This is a genomic window from Vibrio pomeroyi (genome assembly GCF_024347595.1).
Taxonomy (GTDB): Bacteria; Pseudomonadota; Gammaproteobacteria; order Enterobacterales; family Vibrionaceae; genus Vibrio; species Vibrio pomeroyi.
In genome coordinates this window covers 844,078-859,685 of record NZ_AP025507.1, presented here as the reverse complement: position 1 = coordinate 859,685, position 15,608 = coordinate 844,078, and the positions used below count along the sequence as shown (strand labels likewise).

At 44.0% G+C, this 15,608-nt stretch carries 16 protein-coding genes; 6 read left to right on the top strand and 10 right to left on the bottom strand.

What is annotated here, in order from left to right:
* Nucleotides 1-654: 654 nt before the first annotated feature.
* From OCV12_RS19940 to OCV12_RS19930, 3 genes are all read right to left on the bottom strand, one after another.
* Nucleotides 655-1,092 (bottom strand): PAS domain-containing protein, encoded by a 438-nt coding sequence (locus tag OCV12_RS19940; protein ID WP_017630838.1) that lies wholly within the window; start codon nt 1,090-1,092, stop codon nt 655-657.
* 1 nt (nt 1,093) lies between these two features.
* Nucleotides 1,094-2,098, bottom strand: coding sequence for a response regulator (locus tag OCV12_RS19935; protein WP_010430576.1), 1,005 nt, complete (start codon nt 2,096-2,098; stop codon nt 1,094-1,096).
* A gap of 326 nt (nt 2,099-2,424) precedes the next feature.
* Complete coding sequence (locus tag OCV12_RS19930; RefSeq protein WP_017630837.1) at nt 2,425-2,670, bottom strand: hypothetical protein; 246 nt, start codon at nt 2,668-2,670, stop codon at nt 2,425-2,427.
* Nucleotides 2,671-2,895: 225 nt separating this feature from the next.
* Here OCV12_RS19930 and OCV12_RS19925 point away from each other — a divergent pair, with 225 nt between their 5' ends.
* Nucleotides 2,896-3,333, top strand: a complete 438-nt coding sequence (locus tag OCV12_RS19925) for a Spy/CpxP family protein refolding chaperone (protein ID WP_261887015.1) — start codon at nt 2,896-2,898, stop codon at nt 3,331-3,333.
* A gap of 110 nt (nt 3,334-3,443) precedes the next feature.
* Here OCV12_RS19925 and OCV12_RS19920 read toward each other — a convergent pair whose 3' ends face one another.
* A complete protein-coding gene (locus OCV12_RS19920) occupies nt 3,444-4,796 on the bottom strand; it encodes an MATE family efflux transporter (RefSeq protein WP_261887014.1) in 1,353 nt (450 codons plus the stop codon).
* A 100-nt stretch (nt 4,797-4,896) separates the two neighbouring features.
* Between OCV12_RS19920 and OCV12_RS19915 the strand changes: the two genes are divergently transcribed.
* On the top strand, nt 4,897-5,871 hold the full coding sequence (locus OCV12_RS19915; protein WP_261887013.1) for a LysR family transcriptional regulator: 975 nt from the start codon (nt 4,897-4,899) through the stop codon (nt 5,869-5,871).
* Between the two features lie 94 nt (nt 5,872-5,965).
* On the opposite strand, the gene OCV12_RS19910 is transcribed toward OCV12_RS19915, so the two are convergent.
* Nucleotides 5,966-7,366, bottom strand: a complete 1,401-nt coding sequence (locus tag OCV12_RS19910) for an alpha-amylase family protein (RefSeq protein WP_261887012.1) — start codon at nt 7,364-7,366, stop codon at nt 5,966-5,968.
* 300 nt (nt 7,367-7,666) lie between these two features.
* Between OCV12_RS19910 and OCV12_RS19905 the strand changes: the two genes are divergently transcribed.
* On the top strand, nt 7,667-8,566 hold the full coding sequence (locus tag OCV12_RS19905; protein WP_081090052.1) for a DMT family transporter: 900 nt from the start codon (nt 7,667-7,669) through the stop codon (nt 8,564-8,566).
* 97 nt (nt 8,567-8,663) lie between these two features.
* On the opposite strand, the gene OCV12_RS19900 is transcribed toward OCV12_RS19905, so the two are convergent.
* Nucleotides 8,664-9,083 (bottom strand): VOC family protein, encoded by a 420-nt coding sequence (locus tag OCV12_RS19900; RefSeq protein ID WP_017065925.1) that lies wholly within the window; start codon nt 9,081-9,083, stop codon nt 8,664-8,666.
* 205 nt (nt 9,084-9,288) lie between these two features.
* The gene (locus OCV12_RS19895; protein WP_261887011.1) at nt 9,289-10,182 is read right to left on the bottom strand and encodes a DMT family transporter; all 894 of its coding nucleotides are present in this window, start codon (nt 10,180-10,182) and stop codon (nt 9,289-9,291) included.
* Nucleotides 10,183-10,481: 299 nt separating this feature from the next.
* Between OCV12_RS19895 and OCV12_RS19890 the strand changes: the two genes are divergently transcribed.
* Nucleotides 10,482-11,102 carry a heme-binding beta-barrel domain-containing protein gene (locus tag OCV12_RS19890; RefSeq protein WP_261887010.1) on the top strand — a complete coding sequence of 207 codons (621 nt, stop codon included), beginning with the start codon at nt 10,482-10,484 and terminating at the stop codon, nt 11,100-11,102.
* A gap of 71 nt (nt 11,103-11,173) precedes the next feature.
* Here OCV12_RS19890 and OCV12_RS19885 read toward each other — a convergent pair whose 3' ends face one another.
* Complete coding sequence (locus tag OCV12_RS19885; RefSeq protein ID WP_261887151.1) at nt 11,174-12,115, bottom strand: bile acid:sodium symporter family protein; 942 nt, start codon at nt 12,113-12,115, stop codon at nt 11,174-11,176.
* Between the two features lie 385 nt (nt 12,116-12,500).
* Between OCV12_RS19885 and OCV12_RS19880 the strand changes: the two genes are divergently transcribed.
* Complete coding sequence (locus OCV12_RS19880; protein ID WP_261887009.1) at nt 12,501-12,767, top strand: DUF3081 domain-containing protein; 267 nt, start codon at nt 12,501-12,503, stop codon at nt 12,765-12,767.
* 72 nt (nt 12,768-12,839) lie between these two features.
* Entirely contained in the window at nt 12,840-13,448 is a 609-nt protein-coding gene (locus tag OCV12_RS19875) for a CIA30 family protein (RefSeq protein WP_261887008.1), read from the top strand.
* Between the two features lie 152 nt (nt 13,449-13,600).
* Here OCV12_RS19875 and OCV12_RS19870 read toward each other — a convergent pair whose 3' ends face one another.
* Together OCV12_RS19870 and OCV12_RS19865 are read right to left on the bottom strand one after the other, a co-directional pair.
* Complete coding sequence (locus OCV12_RS19870) at nt 13,601-14,626, bottom strand: zinc-binding alcohol dehydrogenase family protein (protein WP_102433988.1); 1,026 nt, start codon at nt 14,624-14,626, stop codon at nt 13,601-13,603.
* Between the two features lie 188 nt (nt 14,627-14,814).
* A complete protein-coding gene (locus OCV12_RS19865; protein ID WP_261887007.1) occupies nt 14,815-15,600 on the bottom strand; it encodes a glycine betaine ABC transporter substrate-binding protein in 786 nt (261 codons plus the stop codon).
* Between the last annotated feature and the right edge of the window lie 8 nt (nt 15,601-15,608).

Here is a 15,608-nt window from a genome sequence, read left to right as displayed (position 1 = left end):
GTAACACTTTCCTACTAAATTCTTACTAATTAATAACTTAGCGAACCAATCACGCAAACGCTGTCGGTTTATTGCGCAATCGTTTTCCTCTCTTTTTCACACAATATCGCCTTCATTAAGCAAATATGTGAAGAAAGTGCCTCGAGATCACATAAAAATCACACTTTTCTCCAACAAAAAAATGCCTTTTTTCTTAAATAAATTCGATTTTTTTCCAAATTTTTCCTGTTTTCGACCAAATTCAGCAAACTCATGGTGCTGTTGGTTAGCATCAAGTATGAAAAATACACCTCAATTCGCTTTATCTTGAAGGCAAGGTTCATTTGGTTTCGACAACCCAAATCCCAATCTCTATTAAAAGCCACCTAAAACAACAAAATTTATAAACCACTAACAGCCGAGATCGTGCTTCTTCATTACCTAGTAGTTCATTCTATCTAGGTTCTTGAGTAAAAGGTTCGAGCAAAGAGAGTTCGCTGAGGTGGTGAACTGTATAAATGATGGAAATTTGCAATAAGCAGACGAAAAAGATCGAAGCCTTTAAGGTCAATTGAAGAATAGAAAGCAAAAAAATGGCTAAGGTGATTCACCTTAGCCATTTTTATTCGATGTTTGGATTGCTCTTCTAAAGCTATTTAGTCATCGCAAGATGGGTTAGCTCTTTTGAGACATCAGCGCTTCTGCCGTTGCATCCTGAATAGACAGGAACAATGAAGTGACTTGGCCTGTTGGCGAGCGCATTGGGTTTAGCGTCACGTTCTGATACATGAAATCGGCTTGTTGAGTTACAGGCCTAACGTTACGACACTTAAACAGATAAGGCCTTTGTTGCCATGTAATGAAGCTACGACAACCTAAATCATAAACGGGCTTGGTTTTGAGCCTAAACCACTCTTCAGGAATCTCCGGGAACAGTTCAAAGATAGACTTACCAATCGCATCATGCGATTGCTTACCGCTATGGTGCGTCATGAAGCCATTCCAAACTTGTACCTGAAAGTCACGGTTAATGACCACCAGCCCCATATCGACATTTTGAACCATATCCACCATCCAGTGGAACTGTTCAAATTCAGCAGGAAGATTCAGCATATTAAAACTCCTCCATTAGGTAGGCCAACTTGTTGTCTAGAAGAGGCAGAGATTCGTCAACGAACATAAACAGAAGGTCACAACGGATAGAAGTGCCATCAATGTTATAGCTGACTTCGAAGGTCATGGTCTTCTTAAACGAGCCACTGGTATTCTCAATCACAGAATCAATCGAGATGTGTTGCCCTAGCAGAACAGGCGAACTCTGGAAGAAGCGAACCTCGGATTGCTCCCCTAGCCCGTTAAGGAATGAGCCGACTAGGATATTCGACACATCCATCAGCAGTTCTAGTTCTTCAAGCTGTTCGCTTTCGGTGGGCACCTTCATGAGCTTCTTAAGATCGCTCACGCTGGAATCACTCAATAAAACTAATGCTTCACCTGCAATGCCTTCTCCGCTAAAGCCTTGGCAAACACCCGAAACTTGGTCGTTGTCTGCGAGGTCACGAAGTGCCATGTGCAATTCACTCACTTCGAAGATGTTCACGTTCGGCAATGGTAAGTGCACAAATACATTAAAGTGGCGCGCCAATGCATCGGCTGCACGGCCTATCGCAACGTTCGCGACTTCCATATAGATGTCACGTCGGCGAAGTATTGGGAGTTCTAAAGGCGAAGGCGTAATGAGTTGAGGCTGTTTTGGCGGCTCCACATGCTCACGTAAAATGGCTTTTAACGCTTCTTTATCAATCGGCTTTTGCAAAAACGCTTTGGCACCAAGGTCCATGACCTTCTGCTGCGCTTTTGGTTGGATATCACCAGAAACCACTACAACAGGTGTGGTATCACCTAAACGTTGCATCTCTTCCAATGTGCCATAGCCATCTAACTCCGGCATGGTGAGGTCGAGGAACATCAGTTTGAACTGGTTTTGAGCGAGCTCTTCAAGTGCATTAAGCCCATGAACAGCAAAAGTTATATCTGCATTTAGAGAACTAGGCAGTGATCGAGCCATCTGCTTCCTTGCTAACGCAGAATCATCACATATAAGAACTGGGAACGACATAAATGCACCACCGACAAATTAAAGCTAATTTGGACGAGTGTAACAGATCATTATGGTATCAGGTACGGGGTGAATGGATTTATGTGTAGATTATTAGTAAGAATGATGAAACAAGTGGGTAAGCTATTATCTCGCATTATTCTTTATGAAAAACAATATGCTACAAAGACAATAGCAACTCAATATCATGGAGTATTAACACTATTTTATTAAATAGCAGCCTTAATAAGTGAGTTTATTAAGGCTCGGTTTACTCATGCATTTATCGCTTCTATATATCCAACATGAAAGAACTTATGAAAGATGTCAGAGCGAATACAAGATAGCTAGAATTGATAGGTCGGCCATAGAATCAGCAAGGCGAAACGGATAATCACGGCAAAAACCAATAACGCGATTCCAAGTCGGTACCATTTGTATTCCGCAATATTCATTGGGATACGCTTGTAGAACATCGTAATCACGCCTTTCCAATCACTACTGCGTCTTCCGTACTGCATCATGCTCGTCAAAACAAACAGTGCGCCAAGCACTAGCATCCCTTTTTCAGCCCAGAACAATCCAACTTCCATTTGTGTAATCCTTGATAAAACGGTGAGCAACTCAAATCATTCTAGTCACCTTTGCGCTCGGTTTCTGTAAGACCAAGGTCTAACCTGCTTCCTTGTTTATCTGCTTCTTTGCTTATCCGGATACAGCAGCTAGGCGTGAAGCAAGCTTAGTTAACTGAACAGCGTGTTCATATCGAGTTCAGCTTGCTCACCTATACTCTTATTTCCACTAACAGGAGAAACTCAATGAAATCACTGAAAAAGTCGCTTTGTGTATTAACTGCTTCAGCTTTACTCGTTACTGCTCCGTTTGTGAGTGCGTCATCACCACAACAACCGCCACAGCCAGTCCTCAGCCCACTACAAATGGTTATTGCTTCTTTGAATCTAACGGAAGAACAGCAAGCGGAAGTGTTCACTCTTGTGCAAGATTATCAATCCGATAGAACTGAAATTGATATGGATAGTGCGATTGAACTTAAGAAAAAGCAGATCGCCTTAGTGACTCAACCTGAGTTTGATGAAGCTGAGATGGAAAAAGTCATCGACACAGTACAAGCCACTGAGAAGTCGATGGTGATGCAAGAAATGCGTCTTAAGAACAACATCTATAACGTACTAACTGAAGAGCAGAAAGAGCAATTTAAGACAATGATGAAGTCAGCGCTCTCTGGTGAAAAATAGTTTGGTAGAAACTAGCTGCCCCTAAACCTGATATTGATTCACTCCCCCAGAATCAATGAGATAAACAAAAGCCACAGACTTTGCTGTGGCTTTTTGCGTTTCAGTAAAGCTTAAGAATAAGCTGAACAATCTAAGTCTGGTGTCTTGCTGCTCTTGTTTAGAACGACCATCAAATGGATAAGCAGCAGAATACCCGTCACGCCTAAGCCAACGCCGATTCCGCCCCAGATCCCTGCAAGCTCGAATTTTGGCATCAAGTACCAAGCAGCAGGCAAGCCAAACATCCAGTAACCAATGGCTGTCATCACCGTTGGCATAGAGACAATCTTCATCCCTCTTAGCAGGTTAATCGCCAACAGTTGCCAAGCATCAACAATAAAACACAGTGCGACAACCCAGATAACCGAAGCCAATAGCGATGTCATTGAGCCAGTGCCGTCGTCTAGCTTGAAGATGGAAGCGATCATTTCAGGCCAAATGATAAACACGGCAGACAAGGCCACACTCAACACAGACACCAATATAAAGCTTTGAATCGAGGTTCTTTTGATGCCTTCGTAGTTGCCTGCGCCATAATCACGGCCTACTAAAATTGCCGCAGCTTGCGAGAAACCGAAGTTAAAGTTCCAAGTAAAGCTTAAGCATTGCAGCAAGATTTGGTGCAGCGCTAGAGAAGCAATACTGATCGTTCCCGCCATCAAGGTTCCGCCATAAATCAAGCCGTGCTCAAGTAACGCCGCCAAGCCGATAGGCAAACCCATTAATAACAACGGGCTCATCAACTTAATAGAGTACTCTTCGGTATTGAGCCAAGGGGCGAACTGTTTAAATTCGTCACGTTTAAACACCCAAACGGTGTAGCCAACCATCACGATAAATGCCGCAATAGCCGTACCTAAGCCTAAACCTGTTAAGCCCATGTCGAGCTGGAACGTGAGGAAGTAGCTCACTGGTACATTCAAAATCACAGTGATAATCGACATCACCAGAATAGAACGCACATTACCGAATGCACTGGTTAAGCCACGCAGCACCAATAAGATAAGCGAAGGCAACATCACCCATTTTAGGGCGTGTACATATTCCATCGCTAAGGTGATCACTTCTTGAGGTTGTTTCGCCGCTTCCAACACCAGTGGCGCAAACCAGAAGCTCGCCATTAAGGTCACGCTGAGCACGAACGACAGCATGGTTGCACCTTTCACGGCCAATCTAATTTGTGTATTACCGAACTCTGGGCGTGCGACACGCTGACCATAAGCAATAGCGATTAAGTTTGCGACACAGCCGACTGTGCTACTCGCAATAATGAAGATGAAGAAGTAAATAGAGGCACCTAAACCACCAGCCGCAAGGGCTGACACGCTGATTCGCGACATCATCCAAACATCAGTAAGGACTAAAGCCATGGATATCAGCTGTGAAATGATCAAAGGGAATGCAAGAGTGAGTATTTTTTTCATGAGCGCCTCAGTTAATTTCGCCCAAAATACGATCGATGGGGCTGGCGTTCAATTGATAAATTTGCGACTCTAACATTCCAAAAACTCATGCGAATGAATTATGACCCCATATCCTAGCTTGCCATCCTCCCATAATAGCTTAAAAGCCTTCGAAGCGGCTGCAAGGCTGATGAGCTTTACGTTGGCTGCCGATGAGCTCAACGTGACACAGAGTGCAATCAGCCGTCAGATCAAACAGCTTGAAGATGAGCTGAACGCATCTTTGATCATTCGTAAGCATCGAGCGATTGAATTAACGGTACAAGGTCATGATTTGTATGTCGCTTTGCGTGAAAGCTACGGCAATATCGAATCGGTTATCGCCTCTTGGAGTGAGCCGAAACAGAAACGCATAGTGATCAAAGCAACCCTAAGTTTTGCTACGCGCGTGTTGATCTCTAAGGTTCGTGAATTAAACGAGCGTTACCCAGATTACGAGATCGTGATCGTTCCCGTGATTGAAGAAGATGAAGCCATTAACAGTAGTGAGTATGACCTGTTGATCTTCCACACTCGATTCAAAAAACGCTATGACAACGCACCTGACATCACTTTCTTGCGTGAAGAGTTCATGGCGCCAGTCTGCTCCACGAGCTTAACGAATGCTGTTGGTTTGACTAAGAAAGATACCGACCTCGATTCGATCTTAACCATGCCACGGCTGCACCCGACCTTAGATCACCATGACTGGAAAGTATGGCTGGCTGATGTCGAATCGCCTCCGAAAAAGCCCGTTAGAAACACCAGCTTCTTGTCTTTGGATATGGCACTCAGTGCCTGCTTATCCGGTGAAGGCGTCACGGTAACGGATCTGCTTTTGGTTTTGCAGGATCTCCAACGCGGTTTCTTATATTGCCCAGAGAATGCCAAGATCCAGAACAGTGCTTGGACCTATTTCATCCACCAGCGCACTCACTCACCTGTGATCAGTGGTTTGATTGATTGGCTTAAAATAGAGACAGCGAAAGAGATCGAATTGTTGAAAGCGCTTTCCCAGCAAAATCATTGGTCAGGAGTGATTGAAGACCAGCACTGAACACAAGCTTACGCCAAATGAATAAGCCACAGCATTTGCTGAGGCTTATACTTCGTTCTTGCTTAATAAGCTAAGTGGTTTAGCTAGATAACATTTACAACTTAAACATACGCGCACTGCGTGGTGGTAAGTTAAAGGTGTGATAGCGAGAAGTCACGGTTTCTGTCGCGCTGCTTAATACGTCTTTGTATTGAATATGCCAATTGAACTCATGTTGGTAGGTATCGACCGTCACGCCACGCGTTTCGCCACACTTGTTAATACCAACAACTCCCTCTTTACCTCGCTTGAACAACAAAGTGCACTGGTCGCTCGAAATCATAGTCATTGTTTTGCCTTGCATCGCGTTATGGAAGCTCAACATGTTCTTCATTGTCGAACTGTTCCACACATTGCCCCAGCGACCATTATCCTTGTCTTCAGAATCAGGAAGATCATCGCTGTAGATCAACGGCGTGCCACCATCTTTACCAAGGATATACGCGTAAGCAAGCTGCTCGTCTTGTGGGTCCATGATTTGGTAACGGAAGCCGTCATTAGTTGGAATATCATGTGTGATAGCGAAAGTGATTGAGCGACTATCATCCAAAGCTTGTCCGTACGCTTGTGGATCATGCAGTTGGTTTAAACCGCCACTCATAGAGAAGGCTGATCGAATTGAAGCAAACAGCGGGAAATCGTACGCAGAATGATTGGTGTTGTTCAAGTAAGGCGCTAAGAACGACTCATAACCACTGTTCCCTGCCCCGCCACTGGTAATCACCTCGCCAAACACATGCATGTTCGCGGTGATCTCAGGCGTAAATACTTGGTCGATTTGGTACTGGCTCATGTGCTTCACTGCGTCAATACGGAAACCTTTGATGCCCATGTCTTTTAACGCTTTCAAATATAAACGTTGTTGTGAAACCACCCAGTTGTTTGGATCCAGATCAGGAAGACCCACATCGCCGTCGGCACCACATAAACGCCAGTATTGAACATGACCCGGGTCGTTCCAGTCAGTAATACAGCCTGCGGCATGGAAATCGTTAGCCGAGACAAAACCTTGCGCTAAGTTGCCAAACAAAGTCTGGTCGGCATAGTAGCTTGAACGGCTGGCATAGTCATTTAGCACTTCTGTGCCTGGGTAGTCCAAGTCACTTCGCTTCCAGCTTTCATTTGCCATGTGGTTCAGCACCACATCTGCGTAAACATCAACACCCACACCTTTAAGTGCGGTGATCATTGCAGCTAAATCTTGTTTATTCCCCAACGGAGAATCAATGGTGCGCAGATCTTGTGGTTGATAACGCGCCCACCATTGGCTGCCGCTGGATTTCATTGCCGGAGCAACCAACACTTTCTTATAGCCAGCTTCGGCTATTTGGTTGGCATTGGCTGTCACATCTGAGTACTTCCAATTGAAAGCATGCAAAATGGTGTCAGCGTAAGTCGCTGAACTAAAAGAGCAAAGCGCGATTGTGGATATGAGTAGGGTATTTATTGGTTTCATAGAACATATCTCTCATTATAAATTCACAAGAATGATATGAGTGATAAGGACAATTAAAACGACCGATAAATCAGAGTTGAATTAGCGTCACCTTCTGTTGATGTTGATTTTATAAAATTGAGCTATAGCCGATATTATGTGGGACAAAATGTGATGTGCGTTTTATGGGGTTGTACAGGTATGCGTAAAGAGTGGAAATGAGAATTAATTGAATCAAGTTGACGAGAACAGGACAAAGACTTTGGTCGCCTCTCCTAAACTAAGCTATGATTCCTTCTCCCTCAACCGATTGATATTTTTATGCCTTCTTTCTCTTTTTCAATGATCCCTGTTGGGGTTCGATTTATGATCCTTTCTGCTTTTGGATTCGCACTGATGTCTGCTTGTGTGAAATACATCAGCAACTACGGCATACCGGTATTTGAAATCGTTGCAGCAAGGGCGCTGGTGTCTTTGATCATCAGCTACATCGACGTAAAACGAAAAGGCATTTCTATCTGGGGTAATAACAAACCTCTGTTGTTCGTTCGAGGCGCAGTCGGCACTGCGGCGCTGATGTGTGTTTACTACGCAGTAACCACGTTACCGTTAGCAGAAGCGACCATTCTGCAATACGTACACCCTGTCTTTACCGCATTACTCGGTGTGTTATTCCTTAAAGAACGCGTCCAAAAATCGACCATGATCTGCATTGCATTCTGCCTAGCGGGATTACTGGTAATGGTACAGCCAAGCATGAACAGCGGCGCGAGCAGCGAACTGCCGTTATTCAGCATTATGGTGGCGTTATGTGGCGCGTTTGGTAGCTCAATCGCTTATGTGATTGTGAGAAAACTGAGTCAAACGGAAGACAGCTCTGTCATCATCTTCTACTTCCCACTGGTTGCCCTACCGATCTCAACAGCCCTTATCTGGAACGACTTTGTGTGGCCAAGCCTATTCTTAACCGTGATGCTGGTTTTGGTTGGGATCTTCACTCAAATCGGCCAATACGGTTTGACCAAGGCGATGCAGACACAAGCAGCGGGCAAAGCTTCGGCTTACTCTTACGTTCAGATTGTGTTCTCGGCACTGTTAGGCGTGTGGATCTTTAATGAAATCCCATCAGTTTGGACTTATCTAGGTGGTGGCCTGATTGTCACTGGCGCACTCATTAACGTGTTTGGTAAACAGCTATTGGTGCCATTCAAGGCTAAATAAGTAACCCACTCAATATCAGCTAATAAATAGAATCTAAAAAGGGCATTGCGGAATATTCCACAATGCCCTTTTTGTTACTTTCTACCCAAAGACGCTATTAGCTTGTAGCATTACGCAGCTTGGGGTCATCACTTAGGTATTCAACGAACTCGATTTCAAAGCCTGCCGGATCCACAAAGTAGACATTTTTTCGATAAGGTTCTTCAGCGCCGGGTTTAGCAATCGGGAAGCCCGCATCAATAAGACGTTGAGTGACGCTTTCGATATTATTGGTCACATAAGCAAAGTGCGCGAGACCAACAGAGTGCCCTGCTAAGTCTCTATTTTCACCTTCTCCGTGATCACTCAATGCGATGTATTGGTACTCGTCGCCAAAATGCAGCCAGTTACGTGGCTTGCCTGACCATTCGCCTTTTCCTTCATCACGAACGTACCAGTGTGGAAACGCCGCTTTATAGAAAGTCAGCATTTCAGGGATGTCCTTAACGACTAAATTCACATGTTCAAGTTGGATCATTCTTCTCTCCTTAAAGTATTCTCGTAAGCAACGTTGCATATCCTAATACCTCAAGTTAAGTTGAGGTAAAGCACTAATTTGCATTTATTTCGAGAACGTTTTTAGAGCCCAAATTGTCGTATTTTTAAGCGATACAAACCCTAAGTTTAGACGACCTTCCCTAATGTGGTTTATTTGGAATCCAGAATAGCTGAGAGACAAACCTCTATGGTTTAGGCGGAGTAACCTCAACTTCTAAAGCGGCTCGCTCCCTCCACTTGAAACTCTTCTTCCATTTAATCGGCATCATAGGAATAACGATAAGGCTAATACCCACCAGTGTCAGGATGTCTGGAATCTCATCGAACCACATAACACCAAACAGTGTCACAAACACCAACCCGGAATACTCTGCGAGCGCAATCTGGTTGGCCGGTGCTTTTTTGTAAGCCACCACCACAAGCGCATGGTATCCAAGTACGAACAAGTTGATTGCCATGATCCAACCCACATGATGCCATTCAATCGCAGACCAAGTTGGTAGTGCAAATGCCAGTGCGAGTGGAAGAGTCATAATGCTGGTCCAGAACAGAGTTGAGATGATGTGTTGCTCTGTGTTCAGGCGTTTGATCAATATGTTACCCACGCCCATCGCAAGCGCACTGCCTAGCCCAGCAATCGCTGCCCAGTGAAATTGCTCTGGGCGTAATACGATCAACACGCCCACAAAACCAATTAAGGTCGCGATCACTTTTGAAGATGTCGGCCTTTCTTTCAACAGCACTATCGACAAAGGCAGCATAAGGATTGGTCCAACATAGAACATCGCGTTTGCTGTCGCCAAAGTAAGGTGTGTAATGGCGATCATCGCGCAGCCACTCCCCACCAAGATAAATTGAGCCCTTAAGAAGTTGATTCTGCAACCGCCTTGCATACGTGTCTCTCTCGGTAACTTTAACCAAAATGGAAGAAGCAAGATCACGCTCAATAGCTGGCGGATAAACACATACTGGAACGTAGGGACTTCGCCATTCAGTATCTTCAACGATACATCTGAAAAGGACGCAAGTAGGTTTGCGAACACCAAAAGTAAAATGGCGTGGTTAGCAGCTTTATTCATACAGAAGTAAGATTACACATTTGTCATACAATTATGGGCGCACATCATACATGAGAATTTGAAATGTGTAATAGCAAAATTAATAAGGCTCAGATTAATGCAATTTTGAATTAAACCTCGATGAACAAATCAAAGCTATTCGTTCAATATTTAGCCGCATTAATATTCTCTTATTGACTGATACATCAAGTTACAAATCGCTTTCATAGTAACCAAGAACACTGATCTGAGTTAATAAACTGGTTTCACAATAACCTTACTTTTACTGAGGTCGTATAATTACAAAAAAGGAAGTTACAGTGAAAAAATTATTAGCACTTAGTATTGCAGCAGTAATCTCGGTTCCAGCAGTAGCCGACCACAATACAATCAACGGAATGGATTTCGGTCCATTGGCAAAACTAGTCGGCACATGGAAATCAGTCGAAACAGGCGGCGTTGATATCTCCCCAGGTCAAGAAGGCACAGAAGTCGGTGCGGGTGGCCCTGCAGTCACACCGTTTTATGAAATGATGACGTTCGAGGTTGCCGCAGACGCGACTAATGCCAGCGACCAATACCTTGTTGCTCTGTACTACAAGCAGGAAGTATTCAGAAAGGCCGACGATTCTAAATTCCACGATCAACGTGGTTACTTCATCTACGATCAAAAAAATCAGATCGTGTACAACTCTTACTGTGTGCCACGCACCACATGTGTCACCGCGGAAGGCCCTGCTGGCGACACAATGACGTTAGTCGCGTCTAAGCGTGGTATCGCTGAGTCTGAATACATGACAGACAACGCAACCACTACGGGCTTCACAATGAACATCAGTATTTCAGACGACACGCTGACTTACTCTCAAACAACTGGCTTAGAGATCTACGACAACGCATTCGCTCATACCGATTCAAGCACACTAATTAAAGTGAAGTAGATTCAAATACAAACGCCTTTCACAGCGAAGTGAAAGGCGTTTTTCTGTTGTACTTGTAACAACAAACAAGTTTAACTCGATTGTGTATCAACCTTGGCGTAACGGTTGGCTAGCACTGCACAGTAAAAGATCTGAATCGGGTGATAGAGCATGATTGGCAGTAATATCATCCCCAGATTAGGGTTGTGAGCAAAGATAACCTTAGCCATAGGAATACCTGCCGCTAAAGTCTTCTTGGTACCACAGAATACTGCCGCCACTTCATCTTGATGATTGAATCCAACCTTTCGGGCACTCCATTGAATGCCGTGTACCATCACCATCAATACCACTAAACAAATCACCGCAGACACCAGCAACAGCATTGGTGAGAAGTCGCTCCAAATACCGTGTTCAATGGAGTCACAGAAAGCACTGTAAACAATCAGAAGTATCACGTATTTGTCTAATTTGTTGACCACTGACTTGTGTTTCTGAGTCCATTCAAAAAGTAATGGGCGCATCACCTGGCCTACAATCATTGGCAATAGCAGCATTTTAGATATAGAGATCACCGACTCCATCAGGTTTAGCTCTGCACCTTCCAAACCCATAAAGAGCTGAATCAGAAGCGGCGTAATGAATACACCTAAGATACTAGAAAGTGATGCATTGAATATCGCACCCGGTAGGTTTCCTTTTCCAATCACCGTCATCGCGACCGAAGACGAAATCGTACTAGGCAAAACAAAAAGATAGCAAAAACCAAAAGCCAGAGCTGCTGGCATATAAGCGACAAACCCTTTCCCGAATATCACCCAAAGCAGTGGGTAAACTAAGAAGGTCGCACTTTGTACAAAAACGTGCAGCTTCCAATTTGAAAGCCCCTCAAGAATGGCTTTTGGTGACAAACCCAAACCGTGTAAGAAAAACACCAAAGCAATGCCGAGAACAGTCACCGTATCGAGATGAAGTACCCCACCTGATTTACCCCAATCTGGCGTAAAAACAGCAACGGCCATGGCCACCACCATCCCTACCAGAAACCATTCCTTTTTCAGTTTTTCTATCATGTTGACACGCACTTTCTGTAGATTCCATTTCAGCCAATAACCCGACTCCGATGCTATTTATCCTATCGACTCTAATTTTAATTAACCACCATAACCGCAAATTAAGCTCGTCTTTATTTTGAGGGTTAACATCATTATTCGAGTTTGTTACGCCCGTTTTGCTCAGGATTGAACAGATGTATGGAATGACGATGAAAATATTAGAAAACAGCGGTTTATCGAGAAGATAAGACCCTTTCAGTGATCGGGGCATAGAGCCAAGCCGTAAGGATATAAAATTAAGCCGTAGTTAGTTTAGATACCAAAATTCAGCCTATGTTAAAAGATGACGCAGCGGGAGCAACACATGGACAATAGAATCACCATTATTGAGTTTCTCAGAGTGTTTGAGTTTATTCGCTCTTCCGGTGAGCAACGGGACAACAAATATCAAATTGGCGAAATGACGGCCTGGCATGATTACGATGGTTACACCTGTTGGCTAAGCTATAAAGACGTCACTGTGACTCTGATGTTCCATGGCTCGTTGAAAATTGAGTACGACAATGCTTCAAACTACTCTGAATTTATCGAACATTGTTTAGGTATGCTCGCCACTGAACCTTCTCCATAAAACGCGAACAGACTCATCACTACTATCGGCTATCGGCTATCGGCTATCGGCTATCGGCTATCGGAGAAAATCATGAACGAATCTGCTTTTAAGGAATCTTCATTACGTAAACGAGTCGCTCCTTTATGGCTAATGCTCAGCCTTTCTTTTTTATGGTCTAAAGGGTCAACAGCAGGAACAGAGATGATTGATTTCACACAAGCGAACGAACATAAGAATTGGACAGCGACTAACGACAACGTGATGGGCGGAATCTCAACCGGTGGGTTTGTTTATGACGGTGGTATGAGTCAGTTCAAGGGAGAGTTATCGTTAGAGAATAACGGTGGCTTTAGCTCAATCAACCGCTCTGTTGAATCACTAAGATCTGAAGTAGGCAACGTAGAACTGATGTTTGTGGGTGATGGGCGTACTTACCAATTAAGGTTAACCACATGGAAAGACGGTTATCGAACCAACTACAAGCACAACTTTGAGACAATCAAAGGCGAGCAACTTAGGAAAGTCTTCCAACTAACGGACTTTCAAGCCGTGTTCAGAGGTCGATTGCTCAGCGGAGCACCAGAACTCAAAGCTCAAGACATTAAAAAGATCGGCTTTTTAATTGCAGATAAACAGGCTCTGCCCTTCGAGTTAAATTTAATTCAGATTCAATTCAAAACGCTTCAAGAAACTGAGTAAAGCTCTGAGTAAGACCCGAAGTAAACTACAGACGAACAAAAGCCCCTGATACCTTACCGATTCACGATAAGTATCAGGGGCTTTCTAATCCAGCGTTCGAGCTATTCAAAAGATCAACGATTCAAACCGTCAAAGATCTAAATCATTAACAATTAATATTTGATAGCTGTTTTACCAATCGACGCGCTGCTTTCAATACGTTGGTGCGCATCTTTCAGTGTCTCAACGCTAAAGCCATTCAATGTGGTGGTAAGCGTAGATTTGATACGGCCAGCATCAATCAGGTTCGCTGCTTGGAACAGGATATCTTGTTGTTTCTGAATATCGTCAGTGTTGAACAGTGAACGTGTAAACATCAACTCCCACACAAAGCCTGCAGACTTGCCTTGCAGCGCCGACAGATCTATTCCGCCGTCGAACTCAACAATAGAACTGATCATGCCTTGTGGTGCAATAAGCTCGACCATTGATTCCCAGTGCCCTTTGGTATCGGCAACATTGAAGATGTAGTCGACATGCTGAATGCCTTGCTCTCGTACAGACTCAACCAAGTTACGGTGATTTACGACATGGTCTGCACCCATATCCCTTACCCACTGTTCAGTTTCAGGTCTTGAAGCAGTCGCAATAACAGTCAGGTTAGTCAGTTGGCTCGCCAATTGAATTGTGATTGAACCGACACCACCAGCACCACCAATGATCAAAATGGATTTTTTCTCTTCTGGACGCACACGTAGGCGATCAAACAACGCTTCCCACGCAGTAAGTGTTGCCAGTGGCATAACTGCAGCAGCTTCATCAGAAAGGCTCTTTGGTGCTTTCGCCGTAATACGGTAGTCAACGGCTTGGTATTCTGCATTAGCACCCATGCGAGTTACGTCACCTGCATAGTAAACGCGGTCGCCTAGTTCGAACCCTTCAACGTCTGTACCTTTACCGACAACTTCACCAACCGCGTCATAACCAAGGACTTTTGGTTGCTCAAGTGTTTTATCTTGAGCACTGCGAATTCGAATTTTTGCGTCTGCTGGATTGATAGAGGTCGCGCTCACTTTCACAAGCAGATCATGTTCTTTTAGTTCTGGAAGATTCGTTTCAAACTCAACTAGACTGTTTTGCTCTGCAATCGCAAGTGACTGAGTAAATCCGATAGCTTTCATTTTCGATGGTACTGACATTGTGCTTTCTCCTTGAATTAGACGACTTAATCTTAGTTGACTCTCAATTTAGATAAACCGCCTAATGTTTGAATCATATTCAATTATTTTTTGATAATCGTGTTGCTACTGATTGAGCAACACGAACAAGTAACTCTGTTAGGTGCTGCATAGAGGCATAGAGGCATAGAGGCATAGAGGCATAGAGATTAAATTAGATCTTGCTCAATCAACCAGTCACGCGTTACTTCATCTTGCGGCTTACCTTCACGGCAAACTTTATAATCTAGCTCTGCGATAATATCGTTTGAGAATCGCAATGAATCTAACGTCTGGATCTGTTGTTCGCTAAACAAATGCTTCTTGTCGTCTCTTAAAAGAAGTACTGCTCTATCCACAATACCGAGTAAGCCTTTTGGCTCTTTGATCTCTCGAATGTCATAGCGATAGTGCAAGAATTGAGGTTTCCACAGCGGTACAACAACCCACTCCTTGTTCGCTACCGCGCTTTCAAAGGCATCAAAACAGTCGTCTTCACTACCAGGGAAAAACTCGTAACCCGCATCGTTCAGGCCGTACTCTTTCATCATCTGAATAGAGAAGCGTGTGATGCCTGCACCGGGGTTAATACCCTGAATGGTAGAGTTCATTTTCTCGATAACTTCAGGCTTTAATAGATCAGCGACCTCAGAAACAGCTTCTTCAGGGACATAATCAGGCACGCCCCACAACGCATAAGGTTCATAGTGAAGGCCAAGTTCAATAAGTGGCTCAACTTCCTCAACGTCCGCTTTGTAGATACCGTGGCTTGATGGCAACCAAGCCGAAGAAAGCATGTCTACTTCACCCGCTTTTAGCTTTTCGAAATTTTCTTGATGAGGAGAAAAAACACGCTCCACCTCGAAGCCCATTGCGTTTAATACATTGGTAACCAATGATGCAGTGGTTCGGTGAAACGACAAATCTGTTACGCCAATTGTGATTTTCTTAGTCATGTTGTTAT